This is a genomic window from Vreelandella sp. L-25, from assembly GCF_056857535.1.
Genome location: NZ_JBSXNH010000066.1, coordinates 1 through 13,645, shown reverse-complemented (window position 1 = coordinate 13,645; position 13,645 = coordinate 1). Strand labels below are relative to the sequence as shown.

At 49.7% G+C, this 13,645-nt stretch carries 14 protein-coding genes; 13 read left to right on the top strand and 1 reads right to left on the bottom strand.

The features are described from left to right. The first annotated feature begins 234 nt into the window (after positions 1–234). The 6 genes from rdgB (at position 235) to AC13CN_RS09485 (ending at position 4,705) form a co-directional block, all read left to right on the top strand. Positions 235–843 carry an RdgB/HAM1 family non-canonical purine NTP pyrophosphatase gene (gene rdgB / locus AC13CN_RS09510; protein WP_054641669.1) on the top strand — a complete coding sequence of 203 codons (609 nt, stop codon included), beginning with the start codon at positions 235–237 and terminating at the stop codon, positions 841–843. Continuing rightward, entirely contained in the window at positions 836–2,005 is a 1,170-nt protein-coding gene (hemW, locus tag AC13CN_RS09505) for a radical SAM family heme chaperone HemW (RefSeq protein WP_054641670.1), read from the top strand. The genes rdgB and hemW overlap by 8 nt, the downstream gene beginning before the upstream one ends. Positions 2,006–2,083: 78 nt before the next feature. Further along, complete coding sequence (locus AC13CN_RS09500) at positions 2,084–2,755, top strand: YiaD family glycine zipper/OmpA-like lipoprotein (RefSeq protein ID WP_062361041.1); 672 nt, start codon at positions 2,084–2,086, stop codon at positions 2,753–2,755. An 85-nt stretch (positions 2,756–2,840) separates the two neighbouring features. Continuing rightward, positions 2,841–3,686, top strand: coding sequence for a 23S rRNA (adenine(2030)-N(6))-methyltransferase RlmJ (locus AC13CN_RS09495; protein ID WP_054641671.1), 846 nt, complete (start codon positions 2,841–2,843; stop codon positions 3,684–3,686). Between the two features lie 387 nt (positions 3,687–4,073). Further along, entirely contained in the window at positions 4,074–4,367 is a 294-nt protein-coding gene (locus AC13CN_RS09490) for a type II toxin-antitoxin system RelE/ParE family toxin (protein WP_044628576.1), read from the top strand. A 14-nt stretch (positions 4,368–4,381) separates the two neighbouring features. Further along, the gene (locus AC13CN_RS09485; RefSeq protein ID WP_054641672.1) at positions 4,382–4,705 is read left to right on the top strand and encodes a HigA family addiction module antitoxin; all 324 of its coding nucleotides are present in this window, start codon (positions 4,382–4,384) and stop codon (positions 4,703–4,705) included. 43 nt (positions 4,706–4,748) lie between these two features. Here AC13CN_RS09485 and AC13CN_RS09480 read toward each other — a convergent pair whose 3' ends face one another. Continuing rightward, positions 4,749–6,971, bottom strand: coding sequence for a TOTE conflict system archaeo-eukaryotic primase domain-containing protein (locus AC13CN_RS09480; RefSeq protein WP_233420293.1), 2,223 nt, complete (start codon positions 6,969–6,971; stop codon positions 4,749–4,751). Between the two features lie 533 nt (positions 6,972–7,504). Between AC13CN_RS09480 and AC13CN_RS09475 the strand changes: the two genes are divergently transcribed. From AC13CN_RS09475 to AC13CN_RS09445, 7 genes are all read left to right on the top strand, one after another. After that, a complete protein-coding gene (locus AC13CN_RS09475; RefSeq protein WP_054641673.1) occupies positions 7,505–8,353 on the top strand; it encodes a hypothetical protein in 849 nt (282 codons plus the stop codon). After that, complete coding sequence (locus AC13CN_RS09470; RefSeq protein WP_034819443.1) at positions 8,346–8,759, top strand: hypothetical protein; 414 nt, start codon at positions 8,346–8,348, stop codon at positions 8,757–8,759. The genes AC13CN_RS09475 and AC13CN_RS09470 overlap by 8 nt, the downstream gene beginning before the upstream one ends. Positions 8,760–8,829: 70 nt before the next feature. After that, positions 8,830–9,219, top strand: coding sequence for a hypothetical protein (locus AC13CN_RS09465; RefSeq protein WP_034819441.1), 390 nt, complete (start codon positions 8,830–8,832; stop codon positions 9,217–9,219). Between the two features lie 120 nt (positions 9,220–9,339). Further along, a complete protein-coding gene (locus AC13CN_RS09460; RefSeq protein WP_034819439.1) occupies positions 9,340–9,969 on the top strand; it encodes a recombinase family protein in 630 nt (209 codons plus the stop codon). A gap of 41 nt (positions 9,970–10,010) precedes the next feature. Then, positions 10,011–10,166 (top strand): hypothetical protein, encoded by a 156-nt coding sequence (locus AC13CN_RS09455; RefSeq protein ID WP_162838081.1) that lies wholly within the window; start codon positions 10,011–10,013, stop codon positions 10,164–10,166. A gap of 109 nt (positions 10,167–10,275) precedes the next feature. Next, positions 10,276–10,848 (top strand): conjugative transfer protein MobI(A/C), encoded by a 573-nt coding sequence (gene mobI, locus AC13CN_RS09450; protein WP_034819437.1) that lies wholly within the window; start codon positions 10,276–10,278, stop codon positions 10,846–10,848. A gap of 207 nt (positions 10,849–11,055) precedes the next feature. Continuing rightward, positions 11,056–13,446 carry a TrlF family ATPase gene (locus AC13CN_RS09445; protein WP_483053124.1) on the top strand — a complete coding sequence of 797 codons (2,391 nt, stop codon included), beginning with the start codon at positions 11,056–11,058 and terminating at the stop codon, positions 13,444–13,446. The last annotated feature ends 199 nt before the right edge of the window (positions 13,447–13,645 follow it).

The following is a 13,645-nucleotide window of genomic DNA, read 5'->3' as shown; positions in this document are numbered from 1 at the left end:
CCTATAAGATGCATTTCGTAAAGATTTGTTATCAAAATAATCATAAAAGTAATTTGCGCTTTGTTATTACTTTTTTGGAATATATAGTTCAAGATATTGTTTTTAGATGCATTTAACAGTGGATAGTGGTCATGACTGCGCTGAGCGAAAAGATACACTGAGTAACATTGAGTCGCCTTTAGCTGTGTTCTCTATAGGCGTAAACTGACCCCATCATGTGAAGGAGTCACCCCTATGAATGCAGCCAATACGCTCGTTTTAGCCAGTGGAAATTCTGGAAAATTAAAAGAATTCAATCAGTTGCTATCACCCCTTGGGCTGGATGTTCGCCCCCAGGCGGAGTTTGATGTGCACGATGTCGAAGAGACAGGACTAACGTTCGTTGAAAATGCGCTGTTAAAGGCGCGTGAAGCGAGTCGCGTAAGCGGGTTACCGGCGCTCGCCGACGACTCAGGTCTGGAGGTCGATGCGTTGCATGGAGCGCCTGGCATTTACTCTGCTCGCTATGCCGGTGAGCCGAAAAGTGACGAGCGTAACAACGAGAAACTGCTGGCAGCGCTGAGTGAGTGCGCGGAAGGCCAGCGCACGGCGCGTTACTGGTGTGTGTTGGTCTATTTACGCCATGCAGAAGACCCAGTACCGGTGATCGTTCAACGAAGTTGGGAAGGAGAAGTATTGGCTCATCCGCGTGGCGAGGGCGGTTTTGGCTACGATCCGCTGTTCTGGCTACCCGATCAGGGGATGAGCGTGGCAGAATTGCCCAGTGAAACGAAGAACCGCTTGAGCCATCGAGGCCGTGCGTTACACACGTTGGTGGACATTCTGAAGGTGGCGCATGGCTAATCGATTGCCGCCGCTCTCGCTTTATATTCATACGCCGTGGTGTGTTCGCAAATGTCCTTACTGCGATTTCAACTCCCATGAGCCCGACAACCGCGAACTTCCCGAAGCGGCCTATTTGGCCGCCTTGCTGAGTGATTTGGACGGCGATTTGGCGCTGGCGTCTGGCCGTACTCTTCAAACCATTTTTATTGGTGGCGGCACGCCTAGCTTGCTATCGCCGACGTTTTATCGACTGTTATTCGATGGCATTCGTGAGCGGCTCGCCTTTTCGCCTAGCATTGAAATCACCCTGGAAGCCAATCCAGGCACGACCGAGCAGCAGCGGTTCATTGGTTATCGGGAAGCCGGTATCAATCGATTGTCTTTGGGGGTGCAGAGTTTCCGCCCCACTCAACTGAGTGCGTTGGGGCGAATTCATACCGGCAACGAAGCGGTGACTGCCATCGGTGAAGCCAGAGCGGCGGGATTCGATAACCTCAATATCGATCTCATGCACGGCTTGCCCCAACAAACACCTGAGCAAGCCATGGAAGATATTGATCAGGCGCTTGCCCTCGATCCTGAGCATCTTTCGTGGTACCAACTCACCCTGGAGCCCAATACGGCGTTTTTTTCTCACCCTCCTCCTTTGCCGGAGGAGGAGGCGTTGTGGGACATTCAGGAAGCAGGTCACCAGCGTCTTGAACAGGCTGGCTTAAAGCGCTACGAAATTTCCGCTTATGCCCGCCCGGGGCTACAGAGCCACCATAACCTGAACTACTGGCGATTTGGCGACTACCTGGGAATCGGTGCAGGTGCTCATGGAAAGCTCTCCTACATAGACTTCCAAGGGAAATGGCAGATCGAACGGCGTTGGAAAACGCGTCAGCCCGATGCGTACTTGCGCCGTGCCAATGATCCGCGTGGCTTCGTAGCAGGCCAGCAGCTCATTGAGCCAAACGAGTTACCGCTGGAGTTTGCCATGAACGCGCTGCGTTTAACCGAAGGGGTACCATTGGCGGATTGGGCGGCTCACACTGGCCAACCAGAGGCACTGTTACTTGCGCGTTTACACAGTGCTCAAGAAAAAGGACTTTTAATGGAAATGCCTGAAAAGCTGCGTGCATCGCCTCAAGGTCTATTATTCTTAAATGAGTTGCTGGCCTTAATCAGCGAAGAGTGATCAGTACAAGTGAAGTGATCAGTACAAGTGACCAGCGATCAATAAGGCAATAACCCAATCATAAGCAAGGAGTGAGTGATGCGTATTTCTCGACTACTGACCCCACTGGCAGCGGCGATATTACTGGCTGGCTGCGCGACGTCCGATCCTTACGGCGGTCAAACGCAGCGCTCGAGCACCGCCATGGGCACCGGCATTGGTGCAGCGATTGGTGCAGCGGCGGGCGCTTTATCCGGTGATGGCAGTACGAGCCGTCGTGACCGTGCGCTAATTGGCGCCGCAGTAGGCGCGGCTGCCGGCGCGGGTATGGGTGCTTATATGGACCGTCAAGAGCAGCAGTTGCGTGACAATCTGCAAGGCTCGCGTATTGAAATTGACCGCCGTGGCGATGATATTGTGCTTAACATGCCTAGCAGCGTCACGTTCGGGTTTGATTCCGCTGAACTCACAGCTGATGCGCGCAGCGCCCTGAACGAAGTGGCGAATGTTCTCACTCAGTACACCGATACCCGTGTAAACATTGCCGGCCACACGGACAGTACCGGTGATGCCAGCTACAACCAGCGCCTTTCAGAGCGCCGTGCCCAGTCGGTTGGTAGCTACCTGAGTCAGAACGGCGTGTCCTCCATGCGGTTGAACACCATGGGCTATGGTGCTAACCAGCCGGTGGCAAGCAATGCTACCGAGCAGGGCCGCGCGCAGAACCGTCGTGTAGAAATCACCCTGACGCCTACCGGCAACGGCCAGTAATATGCGTTAATCTCGGCATTGCCGTCCAACGCCCGCTATGCTCACATAGCGGGCTTTTTTTTTGTTCAATTGCTAGCGAGCTGCCATGCTGTCGTATCAACACGCCTACCACGCCGGAAACTTTGCCGATGTCCAGAAGCATTTAACGCTTTTTGCGGTGGCTGATTATTTATTACGTAAAAAATCAGCAATTACATATGTTGATAGTCATGCGGGGAGAGGCCTCTATCCGCTAGCCACCAAAGAGACCCAGCGGCTTCAAGAGTATCGGGAAGGCATCGCTCCGCTCTGGCAGGCCCGACAGCAGCTGAGCGACCCGTTGCTTAGCCGTTGGCTTACCGCTTTGAATTCAGCACAACCCAACGCTGATGTGCTATCTCACTACCCGGGGTCACCCTGGTGGCTTGCTAAGGCGCTACGTGACCATGACCAACTGCGTCTATTTGAACTACACCCGGGTGAGCATAAACATTTGAGTGGCCAGACGCTGCCAAAGCAGGCACGTCGCGTATACGGCGATGGGTTGCAGGGGCTGAAACAGTTGGTGCCGGTGGCGACGCCACGAATGTGCGTGTTAGTAGACCCTAGCTACGAGCGCAAAGCGGAGTATCAAGAGGTTGTCGACGCGGTTGCTTATACCCTGGAAAAAGTGCGCCACGCCGTGTTGATGATTTGGTACCCGCTGCTGCCTGCTGGGCATCACGAAACGTTGCTCAGCGGGCTTGAAGCGAGCGGTATTCGTAAAATTTGGCACAGCGAGCTGCTGCTACGGGCCGCGGGGGAGAGTGCGCACGGGATGTACGGTAGCGGTATGGTGGTCATCAATCCGCCCTGGGGGCTGGATGAGCAGCTTGCTGCAGCGATGTCGCAGGTGACACCGCTGCTGGGGAGCGACAGCCACTACCGCGCTAAATGGCTGGTGGGCGAGTAGTGACGGATAGTCGTGGTGGATGATGTGTTACGAGTGGCTCGGTTATTTGCCGATACAAAATGTATAAAATACTTTAAAAACATAAGTTTATGAAACTCGTGGAGCACTATTGGAGTGCTGAAATTTGCGAAAAAAAGTGAAAATATTGGCAAATTTCCTCTGCGTCGGCTCCTGACGACCCATTTTAAACTGGGATAAGTGGGAAGCTGGGAGCCTTGTATACGCTTTTATCTCTATGAAATCAGCGCCTTGAAGTTGCTCGATAGTCCCTTTCTGTCAGACCAAATTATAGTAACATCGTTTTCCAAACGGATCCGTTCTCATTTTGAACGGACTTGACGCACAACGTTGTTGTGCATATAATGAGTAAAAAGCGATCAGGTAACTATGGCGGTTGAATTCAGGGATATATGGCTGGAGGCTTTCTACGACGAAGACCAAAGCCACAAGAAAATACCCAGCACTATTGAAGGCGCTCTGTTCAGAAAGATTCAGATTCTGGATGCCGCGACGCAGGAGTCAGACTTGAGGATTCCGCCGGGTAACCGTTTTGAACATTTGCAGGGAAACCTTTCTGGATGGTGTTCCATTCGGGTTAACAAACAGTATCGCCTGATTTTTCGCTGGGAAGATGGCACCGCCCAAGATACATATCTAGACCCGCATGTTTACAAGGGCTAGAGGAGGTTATGGTAATGAGGAATACAAAACGTCGTCCAGTGACAGTTGGCGAAATGCTGGTCAGCGAGTTTCTGGAGCCGATGAAAATAGAAATCAGTGAACTGGCCGAAGCAATGGGTGTGCACAGAAATACACTCAGCCGGATTGCACATGACAAAGGCACGCTGACAGCACCCATGGCCATCAAACTCGCAGCGGCTTTGGGGAATACGCCGGAGTTCTGGCTGAATATTCAGCACGCGGTTGAGTTATGGGATGTTCGTCATCGTGCCTATGAACAAGAAGCTAAGAACGTGAGACGCGTAAAGCCCCACGAGTTACCTCTGAAGCAGGCCTGAAGCACATTTCGTTTCAGCCATGTTTCCCCTTTCTTTGGAAAGTTTACAGTAGCCGTGTTTGCGGCTCGGATTGGGCAAACTGGTATCCCATCGCCTTGTAACCTTTCTCGCGCTTTCGGAACATGCGTTCAAGCATTGGCAGGCTGTTGTCCAGGTAGTCGTAGACAGTAACTTCCTGCTTACCGTCGGCATCCCGGTGAATCCTGCCAGCATACTGCGACAGTGTTCCTTTCCAGGCGATGGGCAGAGCCAGAAACAAAGTGTCCAGCCGAGGCAAGTCAAAACCTTCACCAATGTATTTCCCGGTTGCAACAATAACTTGAGCTTCGTGCAACTGCGATTCGGCAGCCCGGCGTTCCTTGACGCGCATCCCGCCGCGCAAAACAACCGACGATATAGACTTAGCTTCCAACAATGTTGCCAGCGTCTTAGCATGCTCTCTTCGTTCGGTCAGCAAAAGACAGTTGGCCTCGTTTTGAACGCAGCGTACGACATCCCGAACTATATCCTGATTCCGGGCAGTGCTATGGGAGAGCCAACGGTAGACGGATGCTATGTGTGGTCGTTCACCGTTATTTTGAAAGATGTCCGTCGGTGGCGTTTCATGACGTTCTCGAACGATGACACGCTGGACAAACTTAGACCCATGTTCAGCCCTGACTTTGTGACGAACGGGTCCTGCGACCATAAACATGATTTTTTGGTGGCCATCCTGACGGTCAGGCGTTGCGGTGAGGCCTACAACATATCGGGCGCTGACTTCGTTAAGCAGCATTTCATAACGGGGAGCTGAAATGTGATGGCATTCATCGATGATGACCTGCCCGTATTCCCGGACTTTACTTGAGACCGTATTATCTTTCTTGTTGATCAGGCTTTGATAGGTAGCAACGTCGATCTGACCAGTAGGTTTCTTTTTGCCACCGCCAATCACACCTACGGAGGCACCCTCAATAAAGGTCTCCAGGCGCTCCTTCCATTGATCCAGTAACTGACGACTGTGAGTGAGGATCAGCGTGTTTACATGCCGCTTGGCGACAATGCCAATAGCGGTTACGGTTTTGCCGAAAGCGGTCGGAGCATGAAGTATTCCGGTATCGTGATCGGCAAGCGCCGTCACAGCCTTTTTCTGATCACGACGCAGCGTTGCTTTCAGGCTGACTTCAGGCAGCAACTGGCCGGGCATTCTGCGGTCATCGATTTCTACCGATATTCCCTGTTCGTGCAACAATGCCTGAAGATCATCAAAACAGCCTCTCGGTACCGAGATATAACCTTGCTCAATCCGGGCACATGATATGTAACGAGGGATGCCATGAGTTGAAAATCGAAGTGCCTGGGTTTTGAAAAATACTGGATTGGCAAAGCTCGCCATGCGCTTTATTCGTGCCGCCAGTGTCCCGGGTATGTCTGACAACTTCATATAAATGTGATTGGCCAGGGTAAGCGTGATGCTCTCGGGACATCCTGAAATTATCCCAGTATCGACCGGTAAAGCTTGTTCCCACGGTAACGCAACTTCTGCTATCGCATCGGAATCAGGCTCATTTCCAACCATATCTCGAAGCTGAGCCAGCGAAACGGTCTTTTGCTGACTAAGTAGCGCCCACTGATCCGGATACGGGGTTAGCTTATCGTCGACGAATACAGTACATCCACGACTTCGCGCCTCATGCTGAAGCGGAAGGGCAATCAAATTGCCAAATCCACCATCGGGCATCGTATCCTGGTTGGGGAATAGCCGGTCATAAGAATCGAAGGACAGGCCTGGGTGGCGTTCCATAGCTTTGTCCAGCAGCTTGAACCCCAAAGCCCTCGCGGACCAGGCTGGAACGGCGTCCGAAAAGAAGACCCATAGATGGGCACCCGCACCGGACCGGGAGATCTCTACAAGATAAGGGACACCTTCATCACGACAAGCCTGGGCCAGCGCACGAACATCTGCTCTCCAGTCCTCCTTATCAAAATCTACAGCCAGCAGATAACAGGAACTGTCCGGCAACAATGGGTATAACCCTGCTACATGCTTGCCGGACAGGTGGTCATACACTGCACTGAAATCCAGAGGCTTGAACTTTTTGTGAGGGCACTCGCCGCACTTGATCCGGGGTTTCTGACAGATACCCTGTACCCACTCATTTGCACAGGCGACAGCATAACCGGAACGTCCATTCGAGCTACTTTCCCAGCGAACCGCATAGACATCCTGTCGGCCGCGAAAGAGCCCCCGGAATAACTCAGCTTTTTGATTGGGAGTCAATTGCATTGATGTGGGTGATTGTGCAGCTCGCTGAAGCTCGTTCCTCCAGGAAAGTAAGGCTACTTTTTCCTTCTCAAGCTCAGATAACCTCAATGCGATGGCCGCAAGCTCTTCTTCTACTTGGATAAATGCCTCCCAACGCTAAATCAGTCAAACACAATAATCTTTCTTTGAATATTTGACTGATCCTATCAGATATAGATTCCTAATCAGTAAAACAAATGACCGCGTTTTCTTACCAGTAAACAGCCGGAGTCAATAAGAATGGCCCCGCGACCTTGGTTTCGGGTCATCCAGAATAGCACCAGCCACCGCCGTCAGAGTAATTGCGGCGACGCTGTCCATATGTAACCTCTGCTGATCAAAAGTGCTATTTTCTTTTATAGCCAAAGATATGCCTGCCCCGCCAACTTTTCGCTACGTCCGGTTTTGAACTTTGTCCTGTTAGTACAAACTATTGATTTAAAAGAATTATTTTTAGTTTTCCTCTTGCATATTCTCAACCTCATGAGAATATTTAATGAAAGCAGGAGGACATAATGAAAAGATTAGCACCCTTAACTACAGCAATACTGGCCGCTGCCCTGGTTGGCTGCGCGGCCACCCCACGAGCCTACAATCCAGAAGAGTCTCGGGCTTTGAACCTGGCAAGAGCCGGTGGCATCTACGATATGGACTTGCGTGATTCTGGGGATGGCTCTCGCTCCTACAGCAAAGGCATGTCGGTGCCATTACTGAATCTCGCCAGCCTGGCGACTTCATTCGATGCACCGCTTCGACATCTCTCGGGTAGCCAAACGTTTCTGTTCAACGCTACTGACATCATGATGACACCGGATGATCCGTCGGCGAGACCAAGCCTGATGGGATGGATGCCTGCGTCGATGGCCACTTCGGAGGCTCAGGCATATGAGCAGTATGTGGATCTGGTGGACCAGGCCATCCGATTAGCTGCCAATGATATGGCGTTGAGCGCCACCAAACTCAGTAACGTGGAGACGCCTGAGATTGATGGCCATCCACTGATGCTCTGGTCCATTGAAAGCACTGAGCATGGATGCGGTGCAGGTCAATGTGTGGTTGCTTACAACATCAAAACGCCGAATCTCTGGAAGTCTCCAGCCTACGTGGAAGGTGCTGAGCCCGAAAGCTACAACATCGCGGCTAATCATCCAGAGAATTATTCTCGCCTCGTTTTCCGGCAATCAGGTGAGCAACTCAGCTTCCCTGTGGATGAGTTCTATCGCACGGTCAGTGGTGCCTTACCATCCTGGATGTTGATGTATTTTCCTCCCGGCACCGTCATCCAGGATAGCGAACCGCTGCCGTACCCTGTGCTTTACGAGCAGGGCCAGCGACTGATGTTCAAGGAGCCAGATCATGAGTGACTGGCATGATGAACTTGAGTTCGCTCTGTTGCCGCTTGAAGACGCCAAAATCGATAGCGACTGCATGACCTTTGTGATCAGCAATGCCCTGAGCGAGCAAGGCATCTTCCATCAATGTCGTATCGGATACGCAGAGGACCGGCTGAGCCGAATAGCCACCGCTCCCCATTGCTGGATTGAGCTCGAACAGGGCTGGTGTATCGATCTGCGGCTCAGACAGTGGCTGGGTGATGAGGACGACCTCCCTCATGGCGTATTTCAGCCATCCAACTATCCGCGCGTTCGATATCAAGGCACTGCGTGGCTGGTTTCACGCCTGAACACGGAAGATTTGAGGGCGATGACAAATGATGCCTACAGCAAGGTGAAACTGCCATGGCTGGCCGGGCAAGCCGCTGCGGCCTGACGTCGGGCAAAACTTGCATTTTCTCAGGTTCTGGTAGCTTCGAAGTAAAGATCTATCGGGGACTGAAACCATGGTGAGGGTGATAAAAATAGTAGCAGTGGGGCTCGCCGGGATCGGCGTTGTGGAGCTCGCCTTAAGGGGTACCGATGCAGCGCTTTACGCATGGTATCTATTGTTCCTGCTTTGGGTGGTCGTACTGCTCATTCGCTTCGCAATGGCCGCAGTCGATGCTTACAAGACGGTTTTCGACAAGGGACCCGATGGGGAAATGACGTTTCCTGAATTCGAGAAAAAGATGGCGTCGTTTAGTCGAGGCGGTGGTAGGGAAGAAAACGGTCCAAGCAGCACGACAACCTCCGACACCGGGAGTCAAGAAGGCGCAGGCGATCTGTTCGATGACTTCAGAGTCAATCCGATCCTCCGGGAGGATGATCCGTTCGGGCAGTTTTTCGACTCTTGAGGTGGTTCCTTATGGGTACACATCAGGAGAACCAACAATTCAGGCCGTTCAACATGACAAGGAACCATTTAAAACAGACCGGCCAAGCGGAACCACTTATAACAGACTGAGGAGGCATTAATGTTTATACGCGCCTATTTGAGAGCATCGACCCAGGAACAAAATGCCGAGCGGGCCAAAGCATCGCTAATCCAGTTTGCCGAGCAACACGGTCAGCGCATTGCTGCCTTTTATACCGAGAATGTCTCCGGAGCCACATTGCATCGCCCCGAACTGATGCGACTGATTGCCGAATCCGGTGAAGGTGACATTGTACTGGTGGAGCAGATAGACCGGCTTGCCCGCCTTAAACAGCGGGACTGGGATACGCTCAAACAGAAGCTGTCAGCCAAACGGTTGGCAATTGTCTCGCCAGAACTGCCCACGAGTTGGCTTGCACTGGACAAGAAGGATAACACCGGCTTCACCGATTCCATATTGCAGGCTGTCAACAGCATGATGCTCGACATGCTGGCAGCGGTAGCCCGCAAAGATTACGAGGACAGACGCCGCCGCCAGAATCAGGGTATCAAAAAGGCCCGCAGCGAGGGTAAGTATCAGGGTCGCCAACCTGATCTGAAGAGGCGACAACACATCGCCAGTTTACTGCGCACCGGTCATAGCTATAGTGAAATCCAGGACATCCTGGGTTGTTCGCGCCATCTGATTGCCTCTGTCGCAAAGGAACAAAAGCAGTCAGATGCAGCATAGGCTGCAATTTGCAATCAAAGAACGAAAACAGGAGAACTCACATGATCGATATGTCCGTCACACTCATTGCTTTCCTCGGCTTTGTCGCCGTTATCCTGGCGATCTGCGGCATCACATACCTGAATGCTGACAAGCTGGAAGCATTTCTCAACCGGAAGTTTAAAACACGCCGCCAGGTCGATAAAAATTCCAGATAATCTGGGGGTAAACGGCTACTTTTGCCCAAATTGGCAAATTACAGACCCGTGGGTTTGTCTCTGCGGCCAGTAGCATTTCTCTTGAACATCAACCAACAGGAGAATGCTAATGAGCAAACCCAAAACCATTCAGGAAATCACCGATAAGTGGCATGAGGTGGCTCGCGCCGGGGAGTTTGACCATCAACAGGGGCGCCGAATGGCGCTTGATCAATGCAGACAGTATCTACAATCGCTATCCAAAAGTCTGGATATGGAGCGAGCACGCCTACGCTATCTCGCTCAGCGACTGTCGGACTATTTCTGGACACATAATGAGGCTCATCGAACCAAGGAAACGAGAGGCTACCCTGGCCATCACGGCTGCCGGGTGAGAATGCTGCACGGCAGCTTGGAGATGCACTGGTATTACAACACCTTCGTAAGAGTGAAAAACGGTAAAGGGCATGCGGTTTTCAGTGAACACATCCGCCGAGCCCTGAAACATCGGTACTCAAAACCCGCATTTAACCGCGCTCACGACTGGGAAAGGCCCATCATTGAGGAGACCGAAGCCGGGTTTGAGATAGTGCGTATCATGAATGCAAACCTCACTCACATGCGACGTCTCGTCAGGGCAAACCTGAAGCAGTTGGACAATTTGGAGGCGCACTTCGATGGCCTTCAGCCCCCGGAATCCTAAACAAAAAACCATTCAGGCCCGTCCCCTTCCGACGGGCTTTATGCATCTATTTTAGAGGATGATTACAAACAGTATTTGGCTTGAACTACGTAATGCTCTGGGTACAAGACTTGTCGAAAGGCCTAGATTTTTTTGTATTCGCGCCGACCTGTGTATACGATAGTTTGACAATAAAAAGCAATTCTTACGGTTGACTGCGAGGGATATGTGAAAAACTGCTCAAAAGGATCAATTTGGAGAAAGTGGGACCTCCATGTCCATACTCCATTTTCAATTCTGAACAACCAGTTCGGCGACGACTTCGACAATTACGTCAGAAAACTCTTTCGATCAGCAATAGATCATAATGTAAGTGCCATTGGCCTGACCGACTATTGCCTTCTTGACGGCTATAAAAAAGTAGTCGAAGACTATATTCTCAACGATGATAAACTAGCTGAGCTATTTGATGAGGATGAAATCAGGAAAATTAAGAATATTGCTATTTTCCCGAATCTCGAGTTTCGCTTGGACAAACTAGTAGTAGGCAAAGAGGTCGACTTAAAATGGAATAGGCGGACCAACTTCCACGTTATCCTTTCCAATGAATTGTCTCCCACATTAATCCAAAGCGAGTTTTTATCTAGAATACAGTTTGAAACTCACGCTGAAACAGGGCTCAAAGCAGAGCGAAGAGTCTTAACCAAAGAAAACTTGATAGAATATGGTAACAGACTAATTGAAGAACACCCCGAGTTTAGAGGCCAATCTGCCCTTGCGGTAGGGATCTGCAATGCGTCGGTCAATACAAGCGAAATAGCTGAACTACTCACCGAAGATGGAAGATTCAAAAAAAACTACTTGTTAGCTTTGCCTTGTGACGAAGACCTTAGCAGAGTAAGTTGGAACTCGGCCGGTCACGGTACGCGGAAGACACTTATTCAACAGAGCCAACTGATATTCTCATCTAACAAGCGTACGAGAAGCTTCTTGCTCGGAGATTATCACGATAATCCTTCCTCTTTCAGAAAAGAGTTTGGCTTACCTAAAGCTTGTATATGGGGCTCCGATGCACATGCATACGAAACACTTTTTGAGCCTGACGAAGAAAATAACACTTGGATAAAGGCTGATCTTACTTTTGAGGGCCTCAAGCAGGTAGTATTTGAGCCGAGGTCACGGGTTGCTATTCAAGATACTTGCCCTGGCGATAAGGTAAGCTATGAAGTTATAGACTCTGTTCGATTCAAAGATTCCAGTGGGAAAAATATTTTTCCTGAATATAAAATAGAATTAAATTCGGATTTAAATTCGATTATTGGTGGCAAATCCTCAGGGAAATCGCTTTTACTCTATCATATTTCAAGGACGGCAAATAAAGAGGAAACCGTAAAGAAGTGTGATCTAGCAAAGGCAAGTACTTATCCAGAATTTGAAAATGAATCAAATTTCGACTTTGAAATCACTTGGAACGACAACACTAAACAAAGCTTTAGAGAAACAAACGAACAACGACCAATAACCTACATACCTCAGCTATATATAAATAAATTAGCCGAGGAAAGTGGTCGAGATCAACTCAATGAGCTTGTACTCGAAATTCTATATCAAGACAGGGAAATAAAGCTAGGTGCTGAAGAGCTTTTTAAAAAATGTGATTCGTTGAATGAGAGCATCAGCACACAGGTTACAAAACTTGTATCGCTCAGACACAAGTATGCAAAAGAAAAGGGCGAAAAGGAAAAAATAGGAGCTGAGAACTCGGTAAATAATGAAAAAGAAAAAATAAAAGAAAAAATAGAAAAAATAAAAAAATCATCAGGTTTTACTCCTGACGAAAGAAAAATTTATAAAAAGCTTAGCGACAGATTGTCAGTTAGCGAAAAAAGGCGTTCGTCTCTTTTAAGATATATTGAAATACACACTGAGCTAAAAAATGAATTAGTAAGAGAGATGGAAGATTCGTTTAGAAACGTAGCTCTTATGACGAATTCTGAAGAGTCAGAAAAAAAACGGTTTCACACTGGAAGCCGCCTTGTTCAGATAACACTGGCTAAGATTCAGAAAATCATTGATGACCTGCCAATAGAAGCGGGAAAGAACATTCGCCGCGCTAATAGCTTGATAGGCTCGCTAGATGAAAGAATTATAAATACCACGGAAAGTCTTGAAAAATTCTCGTCTAAAGTAAAAAGCCAAAACGAATTGAAGGGACTTCTAGAGGCGCAAAAACGGGAAGAAGCTAAGCTTAGAGCTATTCAAGAAGCAGGCAAGAAGGTCAAAAGCACTCTCGAACAAGGGAAAGCAGCTTCTGATCAGCTTAAAGCCCTGTATGAGCAGTTGTTTGACACATATGGTGAAATAGAGGCGCTTTTCAATGGTGCTGCGAAGATCGACAATGAAAATATAACGCTTCAAGCTAGCCTGGAATTCGATCACAATAGTTTCGATTCTTTCATAAACTGTTTTGATGCCAGAGGAAGCCTTGCAAGTATTCTAGGCGACTCGATTGATAGTGAAAACAATTATATTTACTCAAAAGACACGCATTTAGACTCTATATTCACCCTGAGTGAGAAGGTTCGAGATTTCTCCCAGATTGCCCATAAAGTTCCCTGAATCCGTGAAGCCGGCGCCGACACTTTCCCTATCACCGCCAGCGAGCACTTTTTGATCCTTCGCCCGTGCAAGTTGGCTTTCGCAAGCCCGTTATTGCCAAAACCCACCGTGCTGATCGGTGCTGACGGCCCGTTTTGTCATGCCTTTCCACCCGCCAGGCACGACATATCTGGCGATCGCGTGTCGCTTGGAACTGCTT